32 protein-coding genes and 1 pseudogene are annotated in these 22,939 nt (G+C 38.8%); 2 read left to right on the top strand and 31 right to left on the bottom strand.

Features of this window, described 5'->3' with window-relative positions; translation table 11 throughout:
* Nucleotides 1-216: pseudogene (locus R7Q48_RS23075) on the top strand (hypothetical protein); the annotation flags it as partial.
* A gap of 208 nt (nucleotides 217-424) precedes the next feature.
* On the opposite strand, the gene R7Q48_RS23070 reads toward R7Q48_RS23075, so the two are convergent.
* Together R7Q48_RS23070 and R7Q48_RS23065 are read right to left on the bottom strand one after the other, a co-directional pair.
* Nucleotides 425-985 (bottom strand): hypothetical protein, encoded by a 561-nt coding sequence (locus tag R7Q48_RS23070; protein WP_256903415.1) that lies wholly within the window; start codon nucleotides 983-985, stop codon nucleotides 425-427.
* A gap of 159 nt (nucleotides 986-1,144) precedes the next feature.
* Nucleotides 1,145-1,540: a DUF3465 domain-containing protein gene (locus R7Q48_RS23065; RefSeq protein ID WP_318132501.1), complete on the bottom strand. Its 396-nt coding sequence runs from the start codon at nucleotides 1,538-1,540 to the stop codon at nucleotides 1,145-1,147.
* Between the two features lie 232 nt (nucleotides 1,541-1,772).
* On the opposite strand from R7Q48_RS23065, the gene R7Q48_RS23060 reads away from it, so the two are divergent.
* Nucleotides 1,773-2,012 carry an RNA recognition motif domain-containing protein gene (locus tag R7Q48_RS23060; RefSeq protein WP_193238430.1) on the top strand — a complete coding sequence of 80 codons (240 nt, stop codon included), beginning with the start codon at nucleotides 1,773-1,775 and terminating at the stop codon, nucleotides 2,010-2,012.
* Nucleotides 2,013-2,201: 189 nt separating this feature from the next.
* On the opposite strand, the gene R7Q48_RS23055 is transcribed toward R7Q48_RS23060, so the two are convergent.
* The 29 genes from R7Q48_RS23055 to R7Q48_RS22915 form a co-directional block, all read right to left on the bottom strand.
* Nucleotides 2,202-2,618: a DUF6678 family protein gene (locus R7Q48_RS23055; RefSeq protein ID WP_256903414.1), complete on the bottom strand. Its 417-nt coding sequence runs from the start codon at nucleotides 2,616-2,618 to the stop codon at nucleotides 2,202-2,204.
* Nucleotides 2,619-2,775: 157 nt separating this feature from the next.
* Entirely contained in the window at nucleotides 2,776-3,078 is a 303-nt protein-coding gene (locus tag R7Q48_RS23050) for a type II toxin-antitoxin system RelE/ParE family toxin (protein WP_005445240.1), read from the bottom strand.
* Nucleotides 3,066-3,323 (bottom strand): type II toxin-antitoxin system Phd/YefM family antitoxin, encoded by a 258-nt coding sequence (locus tag R7Q48_RS23045; protein ID WP_005398415.1) that lies wholly within the window; start codon nucleotides 3,321-3,323, stop codon nucleotides 3,066-3,068. The genes R7Q48_RS23050 and R7Q48_RS23045 overlap by 13 nt, the downstream gene beginning before the upstream one ends.
* 188 nt (nucleotides 3,324-3,511) lie before the next feature.
* Entirely contained in the window at nucleotides 3,512-4,219 is a 708-nt protein-coding gene (locus R7Q48_RS23040; protein WP_318132497.1) for a hypothetical protein, read from the bottom strand.
* 705 nt (nucleotides 4,220-4,924) lie between these two features.
* The gene (locus tag R7Q48_RS23035) at nucleotides 4,925-5,332 is read right to left on the bottom strand and encodes a hypothetical protein (protein WP_132937075.1); all 408 of its coding nucleotides are present in this window, start codon (nucleotides 5,330-5,332) and stop codon (nucleotides 4,925-4,927) included.
* Nucleotides 5,333-5,475: 143 nt separating this feature from the next.
* On the bottom strand, nucleotides 5,476-6,411 hold the full coding sequence (locus R7Q48_RS23030; RefSeq protein ID WP_256903411.1) for a hypothetical protein: 936 nt from the start codon (nucleotides 6,409-6,411) through the stop codon (nucleotides 5,476-5,478).
* A 654-nt stretch (nucleotides 6,412-7,065) separates the two neighbouring features.
* Complete coding sequence (locus tag R7Q48_RS23025) at nucleotides 7,066-8,373, bottom strand: FRG domain-containing protein (protein ID WP_025527009.1); 1,308 nt, start codon at nucleotides 8,371-8,373, stop codon at nucleotides 7,066-7,068.
* A 160-nt stretch (nucleotides 8,374-8,533) separates the two neighbouring features.
* Nucleotides 8,534-8,860, bottom strand: coding sequence for a hypothetical protein (locus R7Q48_RS23020; RefSeq protein ID WP_237282401.1), 327 nt, complete (start codon nucleotides 8,858-8,860; stop codon nucleotides 8,534-8,536).
* 104 nt (nucleotides 8,861-8,964) lie between these two features.
* Nucleotides 8,965-9,336 (bottom strand): hypothetical protein, encoded by a 372-nt coding sequence (locus R7Q48_RS23015; RefSeq protein WP_256903410.1) that lies wholly within the window; start codon nucleotides 9,334-9,336, stop codon nucleotides 8,965-8,967.
* Nucleotides 9,337-9,410: 74 nt separating this feature from the next.
* The gene (locus R7Q48_RS23010) at nucleotides 9,411-9,602 is read right to left on the bottom strand and encodes a hypothetical protein (RefSeq protein WP_256903409.1); all 192 of its coding nucleotides are present in this window, start codon (nucleotides 9,600-9,602) and stop codon (nucleotides 9,411-9,413) included.
* Between the two features lie 161 nt (nucleotides 9,603-9,763).
* Complete coding sequence (locus R7Q48_RS23005; protein ID WP_256903408.1) at nucleotides 9,764-10,741, bottom strand: hypothetical protein; 978 nt, start codon at nucleotides 10,739-10,741, stop codon at nucleotides 9,764-9,766.
* A gap of 159 nt (nucleotides 10,742-10,900) precedes the next feature.
* The gene (locus R7Q48_RS23000) at nucleotides 10,901-11,311 is read right to left on the bottom strand and encodes a hypothetical protein (protein ID WP_318132492.1); all 411 of its coding nucleotides are present in this window, start codon (nucleotides 11,309-11,311) and stop codon (nucleotides 10,901-10,903) included.
* Nucleotides 11,312-11,502: 191 nt separating this feature from the next.
* The gene (locus R7Q48_RS22995) at nucleotides 11,503-11,802 is read right to left on the bottom strand and encodes a hypothetical protein (RefSeq protein ID WP_256903406.1); all 300 of its coding nucleotides are present in this window, start codon (nucleotides 11,800-11,802) and stop codon (nucleotides 11,503-11,505) included.
* Nucleotides 11,803-11,937: 135 nt separating this feature from the next.
* The gene (locus R7Q48_RS22990) at nucleotides 11,938-12,354 is read right to left on the bottom strand and encodes a hypothetical protein (protein ID WP_025576841.1); all 417 of its coding nucleotides are present in this window, start codon (nucleotides 12,352-12,354) and stop codon (nucleotides 11,938-11,940) included.
* A 135-nt stretch (nucleotides 12,355-12,489) separates the two neighbouring features.
* On the bottom strand, nucleotides 12,490-12,897 hold the full coding sequence (locus R7Q48_RS22985; RefSeq protein ID WP_171343477.1) for a hypothetical protein: 408 nt from the start codon (nucleotides 12,895-12,897) through the stop codon (nucleotides 12,490-12,492).
* Nucleotides 12,898-13,031: 134 nt separating this feature from the next.
* Nucleotides 13,032-13,778 carry an HNH endonuclease gene (locus R7Q48_RS22980; RefSeq protein WP_017635396.1) on the bottom strand — a complete coding sequence of 249 codons (747 nt, stop codon included), beginning with the start codon at nucleotides 13,776-13,778 and terminating at the stop codon, nucleotides 13,032-13,034.
* Nucleotides 13,771-14,946: an AAA family ATPase gene (locus R7Q48_RS22975; RefSeq protein ID WP_017635397.1), complete on the bottom strand. Its 1,176-nt coding sequence runs from the start codon at nucleotides 14,944-14,946 to the stop codon at nucleotides 13,771-13,773. The genes R7Q48_RS22980 and R7Q48_RS22975 overlap by 8 nt, the downstream gene beginning before the upstream one ends.
* Nucleotides 14,947-15,106: 160 nt before the next feature.
* Nucleotides 15,107-15,538 carry a T6SS immunity protein Tdi1 domain-containing protein gene (locus R7Q48_RS22970; RefSeq protein ID WP_256903404.1) on the bottom strand — a complete coding sequence of 144 codons (432 nt, stop codon included), beginning with the start codon at nucleotides 15,536-15,538 and terminating at the stop codon, nucleotides 15,107-15,109.
* 135 nt (nucleotides 15,539-15,673) lie between these two features.
* Nucleotides 15,674-16,855, bottom strand: coding sequence for a hypothetical protein (locus R7Q48_RS22965; protein WP_256903403.1), 1,182 nt, complete (start codon nucleotides 16,853-16,855; stop codon nucleotides 15,674-15,676).
* Between the two features lie 136 nt (nucleotides 16,856-16,991).
* Entirely contained in the window at nucleotides 16,992-17,270 is a 279-nt protein-coding gene (locus R7Q48_RS22960; protein ID WP_256903402.1) for a hypothetical protein, read from the bottom strand.
* A 758-nt stretch (nucleotides 17,271-18,028) separates the two neighbouring features.
* Complete coding sequence (locus R7Q48_RS22955; RefSeq protein WP_256903401.1) at nucleotides 18,029-18,436, bottom strand: hypothetical protein; 408 nt, start codon at nucleotides 18,434-18,436, stop codon at nucleotides 18,029-18,031.
* Between the two features lie 146 nt (nucleotides 18,437-18,582).
* On the bottom strand, nucleotides 18,583-19,005 hold the full coding sequence (locus tag R7Q48_RS22950; protein WP_225474289.1) for a hypothetical protein: 423 nt from the start codon (nucleotides 19,003-19,005) through the stop codon (nucleotides 18,583-18,585).
* A gap of 249 nt (nucleotides 19,006-19,254) precedes the next feature.
* Nucleotides 19,255-19,467, bottom strand: coding sequence for a hypothetical protein (locus tag R7Q48_RS22945; protein ID WP_318132483.1), 213 nt, complete (start codon nucleotides 19,465-19,467; stop codon nucleotides 19,255-19,257).
* Nucleotides 19,468-19,784: 317 nt separating this feature from the next.
* Complete coding sequence (locus R7Q48_RS22940) at nucleotides 19,785-20,084, bottom strand: DUF2004 domain-containing protein (protein WP_256903398.1); 300 nt, start codon at nucleotides 20,082-20,084, stop codon at nucleotides 19,785-19,787.
* Nucleotides 20,085-20,185: 101 nt separating this feature from the next.
* Entirely contained in the window at nucleotides 20,186-20,572 is a 387-nt protein-coding gene (locus tag R7Q48_RS22935; protein WP_256903397.1) for a TIR domain-containing protein, read from the bottom strand.
* The gene (locus R7Q48_RS22930; RefSeq protein WP_021453757.1) at nucleotides 20,572-21,033 is read right to left on the bottom strand and encodes a hypothetical protein; all 462 of its coding nucleotides are present in this window, start codon (nucleotides 21,031-21,033) and stop codon (nucleotides 20,572-20,574) included. The genes R7Q48_RS22935 and R7Q48_RS22930 overlap by 1 nt, the downstream gene beginning before the upstream one ends.
* 184 nt (nucleotides 21,034-21,217) lie before the next feature.
* Complete coding sequence (locus R7Q48_RS22925; protein WP_256903396.1) at nucleotides 21,218-21,772, bottom strand: hypothetical protein; 555 nt, start codon at nucleotides 21,770-21,772, stop codon at nucleotides 21,218-21,220.
* Between the two features lie 140 nt (nucleotides 21,773-21,912).
* Complete coding sequence (locus tag R7Q48_RS22920; protein WP_256903417.1) at nucleotides 21,913-22,305, bottom strand: hypothetical protein; 393 nt, start codon at nucleotides 22,303-22,305, stop codon at nucleotides 21,913-21,915.
* 98 nt (nucleotides 22,306-22,403) lie between these two features.
* The gene (locus R7Q48_RS22915) at nucleotides 22,404-22,748 is read right to left on the bottom strand and encodes an antibiotic biosynthesis monooxygenase family protein (protein WP_078608524.1); all 345 of its coding nucleotides are present in this window, start codon (nucleotides 22,746-22,748) and stop codon (nucleotides 22,404-22,406) included.
* Between the last annotated feature and the right edge of the window lie 191 nt (nucleotides 22,749-22,939).

Here is a 22,939-nt window from a genome sequence, read left to right as displayed (position 1 = left end):
TTTCAACAAAGTCACTGAAACCACGTGGAACTTACAACACCAGAGAAAACGTCATTTCAGCGAGTAAATCGGCTTTTGTACCCAACAAACTCACCGAGCAGAGTTGCAACCAAAAACAGACTCTCGATTGCCCTGTTCTGTCAGCACCAAAGGACAAAACAACCGCTAGGACACTTGCCAAGCTTTGGGCTTAAAACAGCAGAAACTGAGTTTTGACCATCGACGATGAATCTGTATACCAAACAAACAGCTGCCAAATTTTGAGCTAAGAAACATGATTTTGATTACTAGCTTTTTCTGGCGACTAACGCCCAATTAAGGGGTGAGCAACGCTACCACCCAACCTAAAACATTGCACCGTAACCACTAAAATTGAAGTAGAAGAAAAAATGCCAAGCGTTGGGAATCCCTCTTAAATTGCTTGTTATGTGTTCTTTATTCTCGCAATTTGTTTTACGTAATCAAGTAGAACCCTATGAAGTTTCTCCTGCTCTCGCGATAAGTGGTCGTACGCTTCAAATACGCTGAAATAAACATGAACAGCTTCATCAATTTTTTTGTCAGCTTCAATATAACTTTTCACGGCATCGGATACGTAATTGGGGAAAAGCGGTTCATAAACTTTTAGTAGATAACTTAATTCTTTTGCTAAACTTTCATAAGGCTGACCTTCAATCGTTGTATCTGCATTTGGATTAATACCAGTTTCTTTTTCAAACTCGGCTTCACTAAGTCGATTTGTTACTTCCATTGCATCAGTAAGTACCTTTAACAAGCGCAATAAAGGTTCCTTTTTGATTTCCCAAGACCGATTCATTTTGCTTTCATGAAACGACAAAATAACAATTAAGGTACCTACACACGTACCGGTAGCTATAGCAATATTTGTCACTAAATTGCTATTGAAGTCGTATGCTAAATCAGTACCTATAAAAAGCATCGATAATGTGAACCCAATGACAAAACCTAGAACTATCTTTAACATTTAATAACTGACCTATCGAGAGAGCACATAACGCCGCATTAAGGTGTGAGCAACGCTACTACCAAACCTCAACCATACCACCGTAAACACGAAACCAAACCATGAGCTGAAAATGCCAAGCGTTGGGAATCACTCTTAAATGCTTTGTTATGTGAATTTTTACTCGTACTTTTTACTGTTGTGCTTTAACCAACCATACGGGTGCCTATTGTTGGGATCGTGGTGTGTCCAGTGCATTACACCACCCTTTTTATTCCATTCATATTCACCGTAAAACTGAACTCGATCGCCGACTTTTAGATTGGGAATTCTTGGTGCTAAGTCGATGTTATGAGCAACAAGTAAAGTTTGCTTACTATCTAATTTGAGTATGAATTTTTGATGTCGACTTCCTTTGTTGTCATCTGGCAATAGGCGAGTTACTGTTCCTGAACCTCGAACTTGAAGGTCACTTTGATGATTTTCAAACGCCTGTCCGAGCTTGTAGTCATTCGCTAGAGCACCAACTGAAACTAAGCAAAAAGCTGCTATAAATATTGCGAAGAACTTCTTCATATACTCAATTTCTCCAATTCACATAACGCCGCGTTAAGTAGTGAGCAACCTACCACCCAACTTAAACCATGCCACCGTAAACACAAAACTCAACCAAACCAAAAATGCCACGCGTTGCGAATCTGCCTTAAACGCTTTGTTAGGTACAATTTTTCAAGGTAAGTGATCAATAACTTGGTTTGTTAACCGTTACCTGCCACACTTAGCTCGCATTTGATATTAGGCAACCACTATGAAACTTTTAGTTCGCAATTTAGAGCGTACAACATCAGAACATGAAATTCGTGTTCTATTTTCCACTTTCGGCACTGTAACTGAGTGCAATCTCGTTTTAGACCAAGAAACTGGTCAATCAAAAGGCTTCGCGTTTGTTGAAATGCCTGACGAAAACGAAGCAAAAACAGCCATTGAAAAATTACACCTTTCAACGGTAGACAAGAGCAAAATCAGAGTTAAATTAGCTCAAAACTAATAACAATAAGAGCCAGTAAGGCTTAGATATTGCTGGCTCGATTTCAAACTTTTCGCATTGTACCTAACGCCCTGTTAAGGTGTGAGCAAAGCAATACCGAAGCCACCGCATACCACCTTAAACACTAAAACCAACGCATAGTAAAAATGCCACGCGTTGCGAATCACTCTTGAACAGATTGTTATACGTTTACTCTCTGAAACCGTAGATACGCAACCCTCTATTTGTGAGCTCAATATCGAAGTGCCCAACTGAGTGTAAGACACTCAATGCTCCATCTATATCTTGGTGCCAATGTTTAAAGGGCACATTTTCATACCCACTAGGCTTACCTACTTTGGGGATTTCTAACCACTCAATTCGCTTGTAGGCGAAAGGACCTGAGCCATAGTCACCCACATACTTTTCCATTAACTCACCTGATTTGGTAAACCAGCCTAGAAACTCATAATCGTTATCAACAAACTTCCAGTAACACTGGCTCAACATCAATTCTGGCACATCCAATACCGTACACACTTTACGCCATTTAGCATTTGACATTAGTGACACTGAAAATCGATTTTTAATAACCTTATCTAGGTATTCATCCATTCTTGCTGGCATATCAAAGCCTCCAAACGTATAACGCCCTGTTAAGGTGTGAGCAACACAATGCCGAAGTCACCGCATACCACCTTAAGCACTAAAACCAACGCATAGTAAAAATGCCGCGCGTTGCGAATCACTCTTAAACAGTTTGTTAGCCGCTCATTACCAAAGATTACTGCTTACTCAACAAAAACTTACGCAAATCTCTCTCTGCACGCATAACAAACAGAATAAACACTTTGTCACCGTCTTGTTTATAGAAAACACGACATGGATTAACGACAACTTCACGATAACTTAAATGTTCTAGCTCGGGTGGAATACGACCTGACTCTGGGAAAGCTTGTAGGCGTTCGACTTTGGAGAAGATCGTTTGCACTAACTGCTTTGCAGCTACGATATTTTCAAGTGCGATGTATTCAGCGATATCGTTGAGGTCAGATAACGCTGGCTCAGTCCAGATTATTTCAGCCATTTTGACATTTTGTCCTTAGCTTCATCATGACTTGCCACTTTACCATCAGCTAGTGCACGCTCACCTCGTGCAATACCCTCAAGAATAGCTAAACGATTTTGCATAAATTCGTAGTCATCAACATCAACTAGATACGCAGATGGCTTACCATGCTCAGTAATTAACACGGGTTCTTTGGTGTCGTGGAGATCGGCGAGGATCTTAGTTGCTTGGCGTTTGAGTGATGTAACTAGTTCTACTTTCATGAGAGCTGCTCCAAAGGAATACTAAAGTGATACTATTCTATCACTTTGAGTATAGCAAGCTCCATGACGGCTAACGCCCTGTTAAGGTGTGAGCAACGCAATGCCGAAGCTTCCGCATACCACCTTAAACACTAAAACCAACGCATAGCAAAAATGCCATGCGTTGCGAATCACTCTTAAACAGTTTGTTATATTTCAAATATGTATGAACCATTGACTGCCTCAATAAAAACCACTTTATTGAACACACTTTTATCAATTTTGTTTTTCAATATATCTATACTTTCTTCATAGTTCCCGTAATTGATCGCGTCTATTAATATCAGCCACCATTGCTCATAATTATCATAGTAAGGTGCTATTTTTGAGGATTTTCTCTCAATGCAATACTTAGCATTTTTAAGCATTTCTTCCACAACAAGACAACCCTCTTCATACTCGTCGAATACCCCGCATTTGAATACTTGCTGATTGTCTTTAAGTTCATGGCGATCGAAACTCACAGACAATCCATCTGATATAATATAAAGCTTTTTATTAAGTACGCTCTCAGCTGTATCAAATGAATGGAGTAGTTCCAGTAATAACTTGCCATTTCGTTTCAAATTGCCAAACGGTCTTCTAATTTTGAAGTGAACATAAAATCCAACGTCCCATAAGTTGCAATCATAAGCTTTAAGGCTATTTTCCAAATAGGATAGAATTCTCATCCTGTCATCATCATAGCGCCTCAAAGCTCCCTGATATTCGTAGTGGTCGTTGAGTCTAGTAACTTCAATCGCAATATTTTCATTAAGTAAAAAGTCAGAGGGAACATTACCTTCTGGCTCAAATATTAAACTATGATGGGATATTGATTTTAAGTAATTCTCTGCCAACTTTTCTTCTTCATTCATAGTTGCTAATCTCAAATTGAAATATAACGCCTTGTTAAGGTGTGAGGCACGCAATACCAAAGCCTCCGCATACCACCTTAACCACTAAAACCAATGCATAGTAAAAATGCCACGCGTGCCGAATCACTCTTGAACAACTTGTTATGTTTGTTCTCGATGGTTACGCCAAACACTAACCACTGTCGCTACATACACCGATATATATACAAGAATCAATGTATAGCAAAAGTATAAGAAATTTAATGAAAAACAGTAAGCTACAAATATTGACACTGTGCATGACATTAGCGAGACAAAGGCGCCAGCAAAGGTTGTCTCCATAAATGGTAGAGTTTCAGCTCCCTCAAATTTAAATTCATATGCAACAGGTACGGAACCCACGATAATTAGAGGAAATGAAATGCTCACACAAACCAAAATGAGTTTTACTGTATCTAACGATATAAATAGATCTCTTTGAAACATAAACATAATCAACGTTCCCGGAGTAAAAAGAGCAACTAGGAACAAAGTAAAAAAGCTAGCTTGGTACTCATTCAACCCTTTAATAAAATTAGTAATACTTTCCATTTTCCCTCATAAAACATAACGCCGCGTTAAGTGGTGAACAACGCTGACAACCGAACCTAAGCCATTGCACCGTAAGCACAAAACTCAATTTGAACTGAGAATGCCACGCGTTGTGAATCCGTCTTAAACGCCTTGTTATAACTTCAGATACGTGTGGATTGTTGTATGTAAGTTTTTAAACCCTGTTAGCTCAAATTCCAGTACCCATGAGGATTCAAGTGTCATAGGTAACTTTCCATTTGTCGATTCACCAAATTTAATTTCAGTGATATCAACAGGACTATGAGCTGCAAAGAAGTAAACTGACCCATCAATATACCCGTCATCTGGGTTTACAGGGAAAGTAAATGTTCTACCAGTAAGTTCATTAAGCTCTGTAGGTAAATTAATACCGTTTAGGCTAATTACAGTTTCTATTGTCTCAGAATAGTCGTCTAGACTAAGCTCAAACGGCTCTATTCCTATCTCAAGTGAGACGTCGCCATCGACACCAGAAATCTTTGCACTTGTAAATTTGAGCTTTTCTATCGGGAAATTTTCCACTCTTCCTCCTGAGTTATAACGCCGCATTAAGGTGTGAGCAACGTTACCACCTGACCTAACCCATTGCACCGTAAACACTAAACCCAACCTTAAACTGAAAATGCCAAGCGTTGTGAATCACTCTTAAATGCTTTGTTATGCATTTACACAAACAGGCCAAACCCTTGACTATTATCATGGATATATACGCCACTATCATCTGCCCTAAGAGCATACTGTATAAGACGAATCTTTGTATATGGCACGTGCGAATTACCAGTTGTGTAGGACATATACTCTTCATGCAATTCAACGAAAATTGAGCGGACGTTATTGTCGTAAAAGTACCCATATGAGCTGTGCCTTTCAGACGGATAGTTATCTTTGTAATGTACATTGTACAAAGGTTGAAAATACTTAATTAGAGCACCTTCAACACCTGAAATCCAATGTTGACGAGGCATATTTTCAATTAATCCCCCACCGGGCATCCAATCATCACGCGAGTCGTCAAAAGGAAGTTCTGGAGCAACAAGCATTTGAGTAAAGGGTTTTTGAAACGACAATAGTTTCACTATAATTTCTTTGTGCGGCTTATTATCAATAATTTCATTTGCTACTTTACTAATTTTTTCGTGGCCTTTAAATCTTAGATACTTTTTAGATATTTCAGTTTTCCCAATATATTGAACATCCAGTTTAAGTATAGAACTTAGCATCTCTGAATTGTCTGTAAATTTCGCAACTCGCTCTAAGAACAAGAATGTATTTGCAAATTGATGCGAGTCTCCATTAGACTTATTTAGCTGAACATAATTTCCTTCAACTTTAAGAAATAAAGTTATGCCATCACGGACTCTAGGCATAGTAATATCATATGCTTCCCAATCAAAATCATTGATTTGCATGAATACAGTAAAAGCTATTTCACTTTCTCTATGCTTTATAGATTCAGGCTTAATCCTTAACCTATTTGTTTCACAGACTAGATAGTGAGTGAATGGTCGGCTTTCGTTCATATCAATAATCTCTTGCTCTAAGAGATTATTAGGAGTAGCCAACAAAACAAAATTGCAAACATGTCCAATTGAAATTTGCATAAGGTCCCCCTCTAAATGCATAACGCCCAATTAAGTAGTGAGCAACGCAATACAAAAGCCACCGCATTGCGCCGTAAACACAAAACTCACTGCAAACCAAAACTGCCACGCGTTGCGAATCTGCTTAAATTGTTTGTTATGCGATTTTTCGGCAGTGCGAAATTGGCTAACGAAAACATTACCTTAAACACAAAAAACCACAAACGCACATATGACTTTTTGTGATTCAAGAACCAGCGAATTCAACATTTCGTAAAAAGACTGCCACAAGCGCGGAACGCGATATTAAAGCAATGAATTAGCTTTTACTTGCGAGAAACTTAACGAGCCAGGATTTCAGCAAGTACCGGATTTCCGAAAACTAGCCCTTTCCACGCTTTGCACTCGAGAAACTTTCCGCAACCAAATACGATTTTTAATGAGGCAACTTCACGAACTTTGGCATATTTTGCGGTTTGAGTGATTCAAGAATTTGAGCCGAAAATGCTGATTTGCCGAGGCCAAAAAACGGTTGGCCAAAGAGATTAAATTTAGAGAAACCTAAAAAATTTTGTCTTGTCGCATAACGCCGCGTTAAGGTGTGAGTAACGCAATACCGAAGCCTCTGCATTGCACCTTAAACACAGGAATTAATGCAAAGAAAAATGCCACGCGTTACGAATCACTCTTAAACGCCTTGTTAAATTTATACTTATCAGCAACGTAGCGGGCTGAGTTTTCAATGTATGGAAATACTGTACTTTCATTAATATTTAGTAGATCCAGCTCCTTCAGTAGTACAGTTTTGTTAGTTATTGTAATCCTTAATACTTCAATTTCTTCTGTACCTTTTTCATCAAATATCACTTCGTGACCGAACAATAAAAAAGCTCCTGATTGAGAGGTTATTCTGTCATTGCTCTTTTTCCCCTTTACACAAATGACTTTTCTCATATCTTTTGGATCTATAATTGGCTCAAAAAATGGCTTTTCTTCTTTTATAAAGTGTAAGAGCCTTCTAACCGATTTCTGCTCATTAAAGTCGTCAATATCCAAATTGAAATCAATCTTATCCTTCTCAGACTTGGGTAGCCTTGAAAGATTAGATATACAACTAGCAACATCAGAGTCAAAATACTTTACGTTCTCCCTTTTAAGGGAAAATATTATAACTTCACCAGACTCTTCAGAGGACCCTTTACATGCGAAATATAGTGCAATCAGAGGGTTAGATGTTATATCTAACAACCTTGTCGGTAACGAATAATGCTGCATTCTAACTAGTCGATCTAAGGTGTAGATATCTGACGAAAAATCAGCTGAATTTGACACCAAAAGCTCTCGGCAAATAATGTGTTCTACATCACGATATAGATAGTTACCCTCTTTGTCTTTCCTGAACAGTGATGGCTCCAGTTTGTATTGATCTTTACTCGAATGACCGCGATAGAAAATCTCACGATCTTTTTCATGTTGATAAGACAACACTTTTTTTATAAAACCCTGTAGCTTTGTAATTGTAGGAGACTGTGACTTTTCCGCTGTAGGCTTACCCGATTTAGAAATGTCTTGAACATTGTTTAAAGGGATACCTTGATTTTTTAATCTTGCAAAAAGATCCTCATCTTTTACCGCCCAATGAGTTCGATTCATTTCCCAACCGCGTATATCTAGAAGATCTGCAATTGGCTCAATTTGAGCGAATGGTATAGGATCAATATCTTGAGAAATTTGAAATTCAATTAATACTGTTCTATTTCGCTCTTTGATCGACGTTAAGTATCCAATGTAAACGTCGCTTCTCGTCCCTTCGTAGGCAAAGAGGCATGGATAGCTTTTTAGTAAATCAATATTTGATTCATTAAGATTTTTAAGTGCTTCAGATAGATTCTGGTTTGTGTATTCAAGAAATCGACTTCGATCGTATTGATAATGATTCCGCTCCCAGGCTCCATCTTCAGCTGTGACAAACAAATTATACATCTAATGTTGAACTCCAATAAATTTAACGCCCTGTTAAGGGGTGAGCAACGCAATACTGAAGCCGCCACACACCACCTTAATCACTTAAACCAACGCATAGTGAAAATGCCACGCGTTGCGAATCCATCTTGAACAGTTTGTTATGTTTGTGCTGACGTCGCTAGACAAACTTATGGTTGTATAGAGGTAAAATGTTGATCACTGGTTCTTCGTAAGGGTGAATTGTTCGAATAGCATCAAGTGCAGCTTGAACTAAAGGCTCTTGGCATCTAACGTCAATTCTGACCTCTTCACCAAAGTTAATTTCACCCTTTTTGCCAGTAACAGGTTCCGAGCCTTCAGTTGGTCTCCAGAACCCTGAAATTTTTACGATAGAAATAACACTGTCATAGTCACCCACAACACCTGCACCAACTGAGTTAAGTGCATCACGGATAGCTACAACTTCTGTTTCAGGTGCATAGATTTCTAGCTTGAATTCCATCATTTTCTCCCAAAAAACATAACGCCGCATTAAGGTGTGAGCGGCGCTTGGCTATACTTGAGCGAAGCGAAACTGCCAAGCGTTGCGAATCACTCTTAAATGCTTTGTTATGCATCATCTGACTTCTTTGACTCTGTATAAAGTCTGTAAGGCTTAAATGCAAGTTTCAAATACCAGTGTAAAATGGGAACTTGCTCTACAATTTCGTACATCAATTTTGCATAGATGTCTGGAACCCAATTTACAGCTTCATCCTTAAATTCCACTCCCACACCTATTTTTCGGCTTGCAACGGTGGGCTTTGTACTGCCGGAGCTTCTATAAGAGAAAACGACACGATCATTAGGATTGAGATAGCTAATGTCAATCGAAACCTCACCACTATCATTTGTTTCTATAAAAATCGCGCCATCATCTTGATAATAATTTGTGGTAGAAACTTTAACGTCAAACAATGGAGAATCATCACCTGGAAGCAACTTAACTTCTAAGTTCTCTAGGCTCTCAGTACCTGTATTCTGAACAGCAACTTCGCCATGAAATAACTCAGATATTACTTTCCCTTGTATTTAATTTCAATATCCGACTTAACCATATCTTCGATATCTAACAGCTGTGAAGAAGGAGAACTAAAGATAGTTAAGTGAGATAATGATTTATTTTTCTTCATTATAATTGCTGTACCGATGACACCAATTAACGCTCCAAGAACTACAAATATTCCATTTATAACTTCTGGGCTCATATTTTCCTCCCCTCTATGATGCATAACGCCGCATTAAGGTGTGAGCAACGCCACCACGAAACCTGACCTTACCACCGTAAACACAAAACCCAACGATGGAATGAAAAGTGCCAAGCGTTGGGAATCACTCTTAAATGCTTTGTTATGCAACAATATCTACACTAATCAACTAAAGATTCACAGTAAGTATTACTAACATTCAGTTCGCTAACCATATGCAATCGTTGGTCTGTCAATTCATTAATTTGACTATTGGTCACATTAGCTAGATCTTCCAATTCATTCATATAAGAAAGGAATGGTCTCAGTAAATTATCAAACGTTTTATAGTTCTCATCGTGACGTATGGACCAAAGTTTATCATATGATTTTTGAAGATTTTCAAAACTGTGTTCATGCGCTGTCGTGGACATATATTCTGAAGACATATATGCACCCGCTTCATTTTCTTGATAACGCAGTATAGGAATTTCTAATACGTTAAAGTTACTTTCCATACACTCATAGAATTGATCTGTAGAAAATAGATACTTCCCTTCGGTACTTTTTGTAAAATCTCGACAAGAGTTTAATTTCCTTTTTGATTGAGAAATAACATTCAAATTCTCACGTAACAACTTCAATGAAAGCTCTATCCTTTGAGTTTGAATTGAGTATAATGCAACTTTGTTTGAAGTTTCTGCCAAAGAATTCTGAGCGCATAATAATTTATTCTGTTCAGCGATTTTTTCTAACTGCATCATGGAAGAATAGTAAATTGCAATTGATAAACACAAAGCAAAAATACTGAATATCGTCATGCTAGAAAACAACAACTTAATAAAGCTTACTGACTTATCAATATAAGACTGAATTTCATTAGAGTTTTCATTGTTACTTTCGATACCTAAAAATCCAAACACTTTAGACTGAACAGCCGTACGAATTTTACTCTCAGATTGTGTGCTCTCATTGGTGTAAGCAGTATATTTTTTTAGTGCAAAAAATAGGAAAACAGCAAACAGAAGTCCAACCAGAAAACCTAATATTAATAATAATGTAACCTCACTGTTGAGCGCAAAGAAGAGCAAGTAGGCAATGAGCATTCCAACCGCTATTAATGCTAATGCCTCTGCTTTTCTTTTTTTTTGTTTGTTCATTTTACCTCACTAATTTTGACCTTGTATCTACATGTGTTGCATAACGCCGCGTTAAGTAGTGAGCAACGCTACCACCTAACCTAAACCATTGCCCCGTAAACACAAAAACTGACTTAATCTGAAAATGCCAAGCGTTGGGAATCTGCCTTAAACGCCTTGTTATGAGCCTGACTTCAAGTACACACCTTCCTGACGAAGTTGTGCTCGTAAATCTAACATTTGTACATTCGTAGATATCACCGAAAACAGATTACCAATGGCTACAGCAAAAATTAAACCTGCTGCATATCCATTCCATAACCCGAGAGCTCCTTGAGAGAGCATATTAAATGCCAAACAAAAGAAGATGACACTGGAAACAAACATTCTTATTTCCCCACAACTAAATTTGTAGGTGTTGTTCGCATAGTCATACTTAATTTGGGCTCTTGAACTGAGGCCACCAAGTTTTATATACATGGTACTTTCACTGCTTTCATAAGCAATGTCATTAAGATCTAGTACTTTTTCTATTCGCTCCAACATGACTTCACGCTCTCTAAAATTGATTACCTTGAGGTTATTCCTCATAGCACTCTACTTCATAAGATATTTGAAATTTCTCAGCCCAAGTCACGTATAGAGCTGGCTCATAACGCCCTGTTAAGGGGTGAGCAACGCAATACTGAAGCTGCCGCGAACCACCTTAATCACTTTAACCAACGCATAGTGAAAATGCCACGCGTTGCGAATCCCTCTTGAACAGTTTGTTAGAACGCAACTCACAGGTTGAACAGAACTTTCAAAAGAGAATTTGCCAAGGAAGAAATTCCTAGAAATAGTACTACTGGCAAGCCTATCGCTATTATCAGTTTAAACTCGACAAATTGACCTACAACGGCATCGCCATACCTACCACCCAGAAACTTTCTCGATTCGTCACCTACTGTCGATTTGACTTCATCTGTAACTGTCTTGCGATCTTTACCTATGAATTCTTTAAACAACATAAAGCCGAAAGGAGCGATAATAATGCCGGCGATAAGATATGAAATGTATTCAACTATATCGGTCATGTTCATACTTTTTCTCCTGCGCTCTAACGCCTTGTTAAGGTGTGAGGCACGCAATGCCGATGCCTCCGCATACCACCTTAACCACTAAAACTAACGCATAGTAAAAATGCCACGCGTGCCGAATCACTCTTGAACAATTTGTTATGCTCGTTCTTTTAGGGTTTGCACAAAACTTACAAGCAGTGAAACTTCGGTAGTTTCAAAGCACTCAAGTTTGGGTAATACATAACTGTCGCTCGCTGTTTTTAAAGTAATTTCTTTGAGCATTGTGCCGTCCCTTGAGTAACTTATATCAGAAGATTCAACATCACAGACATTCAAGTGCCAAAGTACATTGTTGCCCAGTTTAAGAGTAATACGCCCACCTAGGACTTCGATGCTGTACAGACCACTTTTATCCGGAAACTTTTGCTGTAATAATAAGCTAATTGCGGCTATTGAGCTCAAACCTAGCGCTACAAATAAGCTTCCTGAAGCAATAGAAATACCGATAATACCTATAGTGCCGATTAAAATTGCACCTTTATTCAAAACTTTCTCTTTTTCCCTGAGATACACAATTTTCTCCTAAGAGCATAACGCCCTGTTAAGGTGTGAGCAACGCAATACTGAAGCTCCCGCATACCACCTTAACCACTAAACCTAACGCATAGTAAAAATGCCACGCGTTGCGAATCACTCTTAAACAGTTTGTTATAACTTCAGATACGTGTGGATTGTTGTATGTAAGTTTTTAAACCCTGTTAGCTCAAATTCCAGTACCCATGATGATTCAAGTGTCATAGGTAACTTTCCATTTGTCGATTCGCCAAATTTAATTTCAGTTATATCAACAGGACTATGAGCAGCAAAGAAGTAAACTGACCCATCAATATACCCGTCATCTGGGTTTACAGGGAAAGTAAATGTTCTACCAGCAAGTTCGTTACGTTCGGTAGGTAAATTTATACCGTTTAGGCTAATTACAGTTTCTATTTTCTCAGAATAGTCGTCTAGACTAAGTTCAAACGGCTCTATTCCTATCTCAAGTGAAACGTCACCATCGACGTCAGAAATCTTTGCACTTGTAAATTTGAGCTTTTCTATCGGGAAATTTTCCACTCTTCCTCCTGAGTTATAACGCCCTGTTAAGGTGTGAGCAACGCAATACCGATGCCGCCGCACACCACCTTAATCGCCTAAACGCAACGCATAGCAAAAATGCCACGCGTTGCGAATCACTCTTAAACAGCTTGTTAAGCACATTCCAGAACTAGACTCAATGACAGGTTGTGCAATTCTTCTAGTTCATCATTCCAAAGACCGTCTGTCTTAAGTAAGTCCACCAATTGAACATAACGTGACTCGCTGTGTAACACCGTTGCAGCAGTAGCTGAGTATGATGAATTTGGCTGGCACTCTAAAAGAATACCCTCAACACCACCCACTAGTATATTTTTAGAACGTGTGCTTTTTCCGCTATTTAACCAGGTATGATATCTGTCGTGAGCATCATTTATAGAACTTAAAACTTGCTCACCAATCTCAAAACGTTTAAATACGGCGCGTTCTGAATGATTTAGATTTAGCGCATCTATTGTATTTTTTCCAATATCTGTCTTGTCAGTTAATCGGTACAATTTAAACCCTAAATGAGATTTAGGGTCATTTACAAAAGGATTGACGATAGGCTCGATGGACACATTGTGAGTTCCCTTAGCCCCATTACATCGTTTACAAGAAGGTAAAAGATTGTCCCAAAGTACAACCTTATCTGGGGTTGAGCTTTTATCTTCAAAATGCTCTACCTCCATATAATTACTTTCTGAGTTTAGCTTGCATTCACAATAAGCACACTTACTAGAGCTACTTAAAAGTAATGCCTCTTTAATCTTTTCGTGGTTCCATACATTTTTCCCAGTTTTTTTAAATATTTCTGTAAGGCGAGTAACTGTCTCATCATCAAGGTAATCAGGAGCAAGCGGCTTTTGTAGCTTAATCAATTGCAGCCCCCTTGATAGAAGAAAGCTGAAATTTCAGCATTTTCTTCATGTGATTACTCGGATGAAGCATAGAATCTAAAGAGTTATACGCGCGTAAAGCAGCTTCATAATTTTCTTGTTCTATAGCAGATTCAAACCTATTAATTGAATCAGTAAAAACATCCGTTCTCAAGTCATACATACCCATAACGTCCATAAGTACTTCTTCTATAGTCCAACCCTTGAACCCATGTTGAGAGACTGGCAATGACCGCTGTGTAGCTTTTCCATCGACGCTTTCAATTGCAATTATTTGGTTAGGCTGTGCCGATTGAATAATATGAGGACTATGAGTAGTGCAAATAAACTGGGCATTGGGGAATATTTCAGTAAGGACTGCAGTTATTATTGCTTGCCATTCTGGATGTAAATGAAGTTCAACTTCATCAATCAAAACGATACCATCAAAGTCATTAGCTTTAATTTTAGGATCGACAAATCTAAACTCTATTTCTTTTATAATACCAAATATAATTGAAAGACATGACTTAAAGCCAGAAGATAGGTATTCATAATAAATCTCTCCACTAGGCGTGTTCACTAAAATCTCATTTGATGATGCGTCAACTCGACTAAAGGTGAAACTTTCATTTAATGCTGAAAAGCTGTCTCTAGCCAATTCATAGTTAGCTATTTGGGTATCAGTCAACGTCCCATGAGGTGAATACAGGTAGCGATTAACAAACCAGTTTTTTACGTCATCTAACCTAACACCTGCTCTAGCCTCGCTCCATGCGCTACTATTAGGTTTATCTGTATCCTTTCCGACAGCTTGAAGAGGTTGATATTCGAAGGTTCTATTAATTTTTAACGAGAGTAATTTTGTCGATAGATCATTGAGTCCATTTATTTGAGCCTGCTGACTGGGAACAAACTCAGAAAACTCAACATTTGATATTCTTTCTCCGCCATCTAAATCTACTTTCGCGCGAATATGACTTTTTCCTGACTTAGCGTTTCGTTTAAGTACGTTTGTTCTCCCATTTGAGAAAGTGTGGGCAATTGATTCAAGGATAGTTGTCTTTCCAATCCCATTAGGTCCACATATTAAATTCATCTTAGGATCTAAGGTTAAATGAAGATCTTCTATCCCGCCGACACCTGTGATATTTATTTCTTTAATCCACATATAAATCCTTAAAGTTTCTTGATGCGAGCACGTTGAAGGTGCTTAACGCCCTGTTAAGGTGTGAGCAACGCAATACCGATGCTCCCGCATGCCACCTTAAACACTAGACGCAACGCATAGCAAAAATGCCACGCGTTGCGAATCACTCTTAAACAGTTTGTTATGTGTTTGCGTGCTGAAGTTGAAAATGCAACTGAGACATTAGTGATTGATATACTTTCATAGTAAATACTTGCAAATTTTCCATACAAAACTCACCACCAATAATTGGATGTAGATTCCAACCTAAGCATTCGTCTTGTTTTGGTTGTAGCCCGTGTTCGAGCGCCAAGTCATACCAACTAGTTAAAAAGACATTATCACACCAATCTTGTGATTTATTCATTTTATTGTACTCATGAAAGTCCGAAGCAGTTGTTTCATAGGTACCATCTAAAACCGATAACAATGAAATTGAGCCATCCACTTCACCAAATAGCCAGTCACCCATGATGGTTAGATACAAAGGTTTCCCTGTAGGATTAAGCAACCATTTCCACTGAGGTAACAAGGTATCTATTTCTACGTCCGAGACTTCCCAAATAAACTGCATTTTTATCTTTCTCACTCTGTTTAGAAACCCATTGACACATAACGCCGCATTAAGGTGTGACGACGCTTGGCTATACTTGAGCGAAGCGAAACTGCCAAGCGTAAGGAATCACTCTTAAATGCTTTGTTAGAAAATTTATTCCTCGTTAAGAAATGGTTTTACGTGCTTGTTTACAAAATGGTTAGGCTTCCAACCTACAGCTAGTTTGTCAGTAATTAGTGTGTCTGCTATTGACAAAGCCGAGCCAGTAAATGGCTCAAAAGCAGATATCATTGAGCCCAAAGCATACCTTATTGTTTTTCCGGGGGTTCTTTCCAACCAGTGCTGCCCACCCAACTCACTTAGGTATTCAGAAACCACGCCAACATCAGGATTAACTCCAACTGTCCATTTTTTAAACCTGTCAGATTTTTCTAATAATTTTAGAAATTCTGAAAATGATCGTCTATCAGAGTCTATTACTTCCTTCACTGAAGGAAAGTCATTTAAAACCACATGTTTGAAAGAAGCTAGTTCACTTTTGTTTAACTCAGTCCTCTTAGTTGCCTGAGAGAATTTTATATTAGTCAATTGGGATGAAACTGATGAGCTAAAAAAGTCACCTCCATAATGTGATGAAAGCAATAGATCTGCATGAGATTCCAAAATTTGGTTCAATAAGGTAGCTTGGTTGAAGTCACCACCATTCGGATTAAGGCGCTTTGATTTAAAAGTAATAAAATCAAAATCGATATTGCTGTGTATCTTAAATTTTTCTGTGTTCTTAAGGAAATCAACATTTAAGAACAAACGACTATCAATCTCTTCTTTACCTAATTGATTGGAAACAATCTTTTGAGCACATTGATTAACATACTCTTGGTCTTGAAGTTGTATTCTAGCGCTGCGTGTAATACCATTTTTCACAAAATGGTCACTTGATAGATCATGTTTTGATACTAGATTTAAAAAACGTTCTGCGTATTTCAAAGCTTTCTTTCTATCAAAACCCATTTTTTCAATTCGGTATTGAAGCCTTTTCTTTCGGCTGTGTAACTCCCCTCGCTCTTGATCCCCAACAAACTTTATTGCCGCATACAAAAACTCATTATTGTCATTGTAGGTTGACAGGATTTCTTCCGTATACACCGCAGTTACACATGGTAAAGCAAGTAGCCTCAAGAATAGATCCATGCCTAGTTGAGTTACAAGACCATGAAAACTTGCGTAGTCAATAATGATGTGAATATTTTGATAAAACAATAACGCCTCAGCGATCTCCCCTTTGGTTACGGGAATACCGCTCTCTGAGCGTCTAAGTACAACTTTTTCAAACACCAGAACTCTCCAAATTTTCTAACGCCCTGTTAAGGGGTGAGCAACGCAATACCAATGCCGCCGCATGCCACCTTAAACACTAAAACCAACGCATAGTGAAAATGCCACGCGTTGCGAATCCCTCTTGAACAGTTTGTTAGGCGACATTTCTACGTTTAACTTCTTTCTCATACGAAGATTCGTTGTATAGCCAGATAACCAAAAATGCGAAAAACATCCCGCTCGTGTAAATTGAGTAATTAAGAGCATTATCCGATAAGAAAATCGTAATGCTTGCCGCATCAGAAGATGGGTAAAGGAAAATAACATTAAAAATCATGTACAAAATGGCTGTGACGAAAGTTGTTCTAAAAAGCCAATTTAAACATCCTTTCTTTCGCGATTTTTGCCAATTATCAAATGCTTTAGCATTCATTAATCCACTCCTTTTCTGTTAACTGAAGCTAGATTCACGCCAAGATACTATCCACTAGTCTATCGTTTGTCTCATGTCGCCTAACGCCGCATTAAGGTGCGAACAACGCAAACCACCCAACCTAAACCACTGCACCTTAAGCACTGAAACCAAGTTTAAACTGAGATCGCCAAGCGTTGTGAGTCACTCTTAAATGCTTTGTTAGGCGCTTCACGCAAATAGTTAAAATGGGATTTAGAAAACAACCTTTTGGAAAAAGAAATTCACGTAACTCTCTAAATTTGATTGAAACCCAGATACTAAAGCGGGTAAGTTTCTGAAACCTACTGCAACCAAAACACCAAAGAAATTGGCAATTCAGCGCATAGAAATGGAATTTAGAAAGACTAACTTTCAGAGCGAAACTTCAGCCAATAAACCCGTATCGACCACATGAAGACATGAAGCGATTTGAGCCAAAGAAACTGACAACAAACCGACCAGAAAACCGAATGAGGCAACCCGCGAAACTTGGCATGTTTTACGGATTGAGTCATTCAAGAACTTGGGAAGATAAAGCTAAATTGCCGATAAACTGGGACAAATACCCAAAGAGAAATAAGAGATTTGGACCAAGGAATTTCTTACTGCGCCTAACGCCCTGTTAAGGTGTGAGCAACGCAATACCGATGCCGCCGCATACAACCTTAAACACTAAACGCAACGCACAGTAAAAATGCCAAGCGTTGCGAATCACTCTTAAACAGATTGTTATGTAGCTATTCGCCATTACCCAAATCAAAAAGGTTTATACCACCAGAACTATCTAGACTGGTATTCGTCACTTTACTATTAGGTTCTACATTTACTTCTGCATATAGTAAGTAGCTTTCAAATGATGGGACTTCAGATACGTTAAATAGGATCTTTCCAACAGACTTTTGAAAATCCAACAAGTCGCCTAGATCTTCATGTAGTTCTAAAGCCAACTCTTTACTGTATGGCAGCAACATGCCATAAGAAACTGACTTATAGAATCCGTCATTGCTGCGATTAATCTGGTTCAATACCCAACTAATCTCATGAAACGAATAGGTGTTCTTTTTCCCAAATTTAGCACACAGCTTAGGAGCTACATCTTTAGCCACTGACTGAACATAAGCCTTTTTATTCATGAACTTAAGCATATCTATCCTCCTTGCTACATAACGCCTTGTTAAGGTGTGAGGCACGCAATACCTAAGCCTCCGCATACCACCTTAAGCACTAAACCTAACGCATGGTAAAAATGCCACGCGTGCCGAATCACTCTTGAACAATTTGTTAGAAGCCATCACTTCACAGTATCTAGCATTGAAAAAACACTTGTTTTCAGTTCCGTAGTGCTCAAATACGTATTTGTTTGGGGCTCAAAAGTCGTAGCACTATAGCCCTCAGATAATAGATACGCTGTTGAAAGAGCTGATGTCATTTCAGAGAAATCACCTCCCCACCTCAGAGTAACTACCACCGATTGTTGGTATTGCTGTGCGTCAAAAGAAGACAATTTGATTGAGGCTTTGTCATATGCAGATGTATGAATTTCCAAACCTGACTTTCTACCCGCTACTTTGGCTGGCAGATACCCCTTAATATCTAGAAGATCGATACCAGCTTCATAAACTATCGGAATCGATACTTTCTCTGCCAGTTCATTCATTTGAGAAGTGTTTGGCAAGGTTTCTAATGCCAAAACTACAAATAATTCCATTGCCATTTTAAGTTACCTAAGTTTGAGTGGCTTCTAACGCCCTGCTAAGGGGTGAGCAACGCAATACCGAAGCCGCCGCATACCACCTTAATCACTAAAATCAACGCATAGTGAAAATGCCACGCGTTGCGAATCCCTCTTGAGCAGTTTGTTAGTCGCGAGGCACCGAGCGACAATTTTAAGCCAAACTAAACTTTGCAAACAACAAACTTTATGTGTTTTGATGCACTTAAGTCAGGCGTAGTCTCAAAGCGGCTAGTCAATGAAACCACTTAGAAAAAACAGCGCCGCAGAAAACGAACTGGCAACACCAAAAAGCGCTTTTGGAAAACCAATCTCACAGTGCGGACTTTCAACAAAGTCACTGAAACCACGTTGAACTAACAACACCAGAGAAAACGTCCTTTCAGCAAGTAAATAAGCTTTTGTACCAACAAACTCACCGAGCAGAGTTGAAACCAAAAACAAATTCTCGATTGCCCTGCTCTGTCAGCACCAAAGAACTAAACAACCGCTAGGACACTTGCAAAACTGTGGACTTTTAACAGTTGAAACTGAGTTTTGATTATCAACGATGATTCTTTATACCAAACAAACAACTGCCAAATTTTAAGCTCAGAAACATGATTTTGATTGCTAGCTTTTTCTGGCGACTAACGCCCTGTTAAGGTGTGAGCAACGCAATACCGAAGCTCCCGCATGCCACCTTAAACACCAAAACCAACGCATAATAAAAATGCCACGCGTTGCGAATCACTCTTGAACAGTTTGTTATGTTTGCATTCTCAGCTTTCCATCGAAATATCAATAACTTGACCATTTTCATCAAATGAAACGCTTATTAAGTAATTAGTGACATCATTGGGCAACGTAAAATCACAGACGTCGTCTTCCACGTAAGCGACTACCAGTGCAGACAAAATCTCGTCAAAGCTTGGATTTTCTTTGCCTAAAATTTCTAGCCATACTGCTGCAGGGAGTTCATCTAAATGATGAGATACAAACAAATCGATTCCGTATTCCCCCGACTCCGTGCCGCGAGAGGCTTTTATAGCTTCTAGAGCTAACTCTACTTTTTTATCCATTCCAATACTCTGCTTATATCGAGAAAAACATAACGCCCGCTTAAGTGGTGAGCAACACTACCACGACTATTAAATATTACACCGTAAACACAAAAGCCAAATCAAACCAAAACCGCCGAGCGTTGCGAATCCGTCTTAAAGCGTTTGTTAGCTTTTTTTAGTTCAGCACGTAAGTACTTGTTTATATAGATTAAGCTGATTGGCTGATTTCCGTTTAACGGAATACTAATTACAGGCGTATTGTTTTTATTTGCTCGGTCGATTTCCAACCTAACCCACTTAGATTTTGAAACAGAATCAGTGTTAAGTAACACGACCAGATCAGAATTATCTAATTGCTCAATGACAAATTTTTGTTTGTCTTTCGCGTCATTATCAATGATGTCTACAAATGGCTTGCCATAATCAGAGACAACCTCTGATATTGACTTAAGATGATCAACTGTGATCACATCATCTCGAAGGGTATAGCTAATAAAAATGTTCATTACGCAATGCGACCTTGAGAAAACAAGATAAACCCAACTACAGACAAAGACATTAGAACGAAGTAAAGCGACATAGATAAATTAAACATAGCGTTACCCCAACTAACATTTACTATTGAGATATTATCGGTTGAAAGTTGGTTTCTTGATGCTATTGCCTGAAGCCGTATATTCATGCGCTTTCTGGTAACTCGTTGATAATAATATGCAGTAAAGTCAGCAATCCAAAAGCCAAACGCAACAAGAAAGGGAACTACAAAATATGAAGGGTCTAGAGTATTAGATGTTAGTTTACCAAGTGCGACAGCTGCTATACCAATTACCGCAACACATAGTTTTTTAAATTCGAAACAGTTTTGACTAATTTTCAACGTTGCTTCATGAAGTTGATCAACTTCAGCCCAATCCATTTCGTCAGCAGCATTACGCTTGTACTCTTGAAAATTACTGTCATCACTCATTCAATCTAATCTCTATTTTTTCTTTATATGCCGCTATTTTACTGGATAGTATTGCGATAAAAAGCTAACGCCGCATTAAGGTGTGAGCAACGCACCCACGAAACCTAACCTTACCACCGTAACCACTAAACTCAACGATGAAATGAAAAATGCCATGCGTTGGGAATCACTCTTAAATGCTTTGTTATGTTTTGATCTGCCACACTTTAATGTCACCATCCATTCCCGATTCAATTTTATCGAGCGCTTCAAGTCTGTTTAATGAACCAAGAATTGTACTTTTGCTTGTTGCAAATATGTGCCCTAGCCCCCTGACTGTGAACCCCTCTCTTGGTCGAGTATTCATGTAGCTAAGAACTCGACTATCAATGTCATGCTCCAACCCTTTGAGAGTTTGCCCTGCAACTATTCTTGAGATCTCTTTGATGTCACCATTAATCTGATGTTTCTCATTAACTTCATTTAAAGCTTTTTCCGTTTGCTCAACAACGACGTCTTTTAGCTTATTTGCACTGAGGAAATTTTCTTCATCGGTAAAGTCGCTTGGTGCATACAAAACCTGAGGCTTGAATACTAAAATTAGGAAAAAAGACACTACAATAAGAACAGGAAAGAACATCACAAAATCAATGAATTTTTCCTGCATTTTTTCTGGCAATAAGACTAATGCGCCTGTAGCAAAGGTCTCTGCTACCCCTGCAAAAATTGCCACTATTGTTAAAGGATTACTGACTTTCATACCAATTTCCGATTAAAAACATAACGCCGCATTAAGGGGTGAACAACGCATTCCACCCAAACTAAACCATTGTGCCGTAAACACTTAAGCTAATTCAAACCAAAACTGCCAAGCGTTGTGAATCCCTCTTGAATGCTTTGTTAGTTGCCAAACCTAAAGCTTTGATTTGAAATCGATTGCCGTTTTGCCAACACTTGCTTTACGTATTTTGAAAAACTCAGTTCAGGCGTAGTTTCAAAGCGCCTGTCACTGAAACCACTTGGAACACGCAACGCCGTAGAAAACGAACTGACAACACCAAAAAGACCTTTTGGAGAAACAATGCCACAAAGCTGACTTTCAACAAGTAAATCGGCTTCTGAAACGGCAAACCAAACTAGGAAAAGATCGAAGATCAATTTCCGCGAACCAAGATCCCGAAGTTCGAAGTGCAGAATCGAGCAAAGCACACGAACGATTAGACCTAAACACTCTGTTTTAGCTGCGATTTTCTCGTTGGCAACTAACGCCCTGTTAAGGGGTGAGCAACGCAATACCCAAGCCGCTGCATACCACCTTAATCACTTAAACAAACGCATAGTGAAAATGCCACGCGTTGCGAATCCCTCTTGAACAGTTTGTTATGTGAATTTTAGCCGTGCGCGTCGATACTATCTTTTGGGGCTTCAGAACGTATGTCCATGCCATAGTCTCTGATGACACCCGCAACTCTGAGTCTGTAGCTTTCAAAAACACCACTACGACCTTTTAATTGAGCAAATCGATGAGATTCTAGATTGCGCCACTCTTGAATTGCTTTTTCGTCACGCCAAAATGACAAAGATAGAACCTTGCTGTCATTTGTTAGACTTTGGAAACGTTCGATTGAGATAAAACCATCAATATCTGATAGCAGCGGTTTTAGTTCACTTGCAATATCTAGATATTCAGAAGTTTTACCCTCTGCTACCTGTACTTCAAAAATTACTGCGATCATAACTCACCAGGCTACGACTAATATATTCGAGCATTTTACCGAATTGGAGCTGCTGTAAATATGAGTTGTAGCAAGAAGTTAGAGATTAGATTCTGTGATTTTTCGCCATTCACATAACGCCTTGTTAAGGTGTGAGGCACGCAATACCTAAGCTTCCGCATAACACCTCAACCACTGAACCTAACGCATAG

The sequence above is a fragment of the Vibrio sp. 378 genome (assembly GCF_033339435.1).
This window is presented reverse-complemented; position numbering and strand designations above follow the sequence as displayed.

Excerpts from the sequence above, each read along its gene's own strand:
- R7Q48_RS22915 (WP_078608524.1), bottom strand. The coding sequence starts at position 22,748 with ATGATCGCAGTAATTTTTGAAGTACAGGTAGCAGAGGGTAAAACTTCT.
- R7Q48_RS22975 (WP_017635397.1), bottom strand. The coding sequence starts at position 14,946 with ATGTGGATTAAAGAAATAAATATCACAGGTGTCGGCGGGATAGAAGAT.
- R7Q48_RS22925 (WP_256903396.1), bottom strand. The coding sequence starts at position 21,772 with ATGAAAGTCAGTAATCCTTTAACAATAGTGGCAATTTTTGCAGGGGTA.
- R7Q48_RS23070 (WP_256903415.1), bottom strand. The coding sequence starts at position 985 with ATGTTAAAGATAGTTCTAGGTTTTGTCATTGGGTTCACATTATCGATG.
- R7Q48_RS23060 (WP_193238430.1), top strand. The coding sequence starts at position 1,773 with ATGAAACTTTTAGTTCGCAATTTAGAGCGTACAACATCAGAACATGAA.
- R7Q48_RS22955 (WP_256903401.1), bottom strand. The coding sequence starts at position 18,436 with ATGCTTAAGTTCATGAATAAAAAGGCTTATGTTCAGTCAGTGGCTAAA.
- R7Q48_RS23030 (WP_256903411.1), bottom strand. The coding sequence starts at position 6,411 with ATGCAAATTTCAATTGGACATGTTTGCAATTTTGTTTTGTTGGCTACT.
- R7Q48_RS23040 (WP_318132497.1), bottom strand. The coding sequence starts at position 4,219 with ATGAATGAAGAAGAAAAGTTGGCAGAGAATTACTTAAAATCAATATCC.
- R7Q48_RS22970 (WP_256903404.1), bottom strand. The coding sequence starts at position 15,538 with ATGCAGTTTATTTGGGAAGTCTCGGACGTAGAAATAGATACCTTGTTA.
- R7Q48_RS23050 (WP_005445240.1), bottom strand. The coding sequence starts at position 3,078 with ATGGCTGAAATAATCTGGACTGAGCCAGCGTTATCTGACCTCAACGAT.
- R7Q48_RS22995 (WP_256903406.1), bottom strand. The coding sequence starts at position 11,802 with ATGAACATGACCGATATAGTTGAATACATTTCATATCTTATCGCCGGC.
- R7Q48_RS22940 (WP_256903398.1), bottom strand. The coding sequence starts at position 20,084 with ATGGATAAAAAAGTAGAGTTAGCTCTAGAAGCTATAAAAGCCTCTCGC.
- R7Q48_RS22930 (WP_021453757.1), bottom strand. The coding sequence starts at position 21,033 with ATGAGTGATGACAGTAATTTTCAAGAGTACAAGCGTAATGCTGCTGAC.
- R7Q48_RS22960 (WP_256903402.1), bottom strand. The coding sequence starts at position 17,270 with ATGAATGCTAAAGCATTTGATAATTGGCAAAAATCGCGAAAGAAAGGA.
- R7Q48_RS23020 (WP_237282401.1), bottom strand. The coding sequence starts at position 8,860 with ATGATGGAATTCAAGCTAGAAATCTATGCACCTGAAACAGAAGTTGTA.
- R7Q48_RS23065 (WP_318132501.1), bottom strand. The coding sequence starts at position 1,540 with ATGAAGAAGTTCTTCGCAATATTTATAGCAGCTTTTTGCTTAGTTTCA.
- R7Q48_RS22950 (WP_225474289.1), bottom strand. The coding sequence starts at position 19,005 with ATGGCAATGGAATTATTTGTAGTTTTGGCATTAGAAACCTTGCCAAAC.
- R7Q48_RS23025 (WP_025527009.1), bottom strand. The coding sequence starts at position 8,373 with ATGTATAATTTGTTTGTCACAGCTGAAGATGGAGCCTGGGAGCGGAAT.
- R7Q48_RS23010 (WP_256903409.1), bottom strand. The coding sequence starts at position 9,602 with ATGAGCCCAGAAGTTATAAATGGAATATTTGTAGTTCTTGGAGCGTTA.
- R7Q48_RS23005 (WP_256903408.1), bottom strand. The coding sequence starts at position 10,741 with ATGAACAAACAAAAAAAAAGAAAAGCAGAGGCATTAGCATTAATAGCG.
- R7Q48_RS23055 (WP_256903414.1), bottom strand. The coding sequence starts at position 2,618 with ATGCCAGCAAGAATGGATGAATACCTAGATAAGGTTATTAAAAATCGA.
- R7Q48_RS22935 (WP_256903397.1), bottom strand. The coding sequence starts at position 20,572 with ATGAACATTTTTATTAGCTATACCCTTCGAGATGATGTGATCACAGTT.
- R7Q48_RS23000 (WP_318132492.1), bottom strand. The coding sequence starts at position 11,311 with ATGAGGAATAACCTCAAGGTAATCAATTTTAGAGAGCGTGAAGTCATG.
- R7Q48_RS23045 (WP_005398415.1), bottom strand. The coding sequence starts at position 3,323 with ATGAAAGTAGAACTAGTTACATCACTCAAACGCCAAGCAACTAAGATC.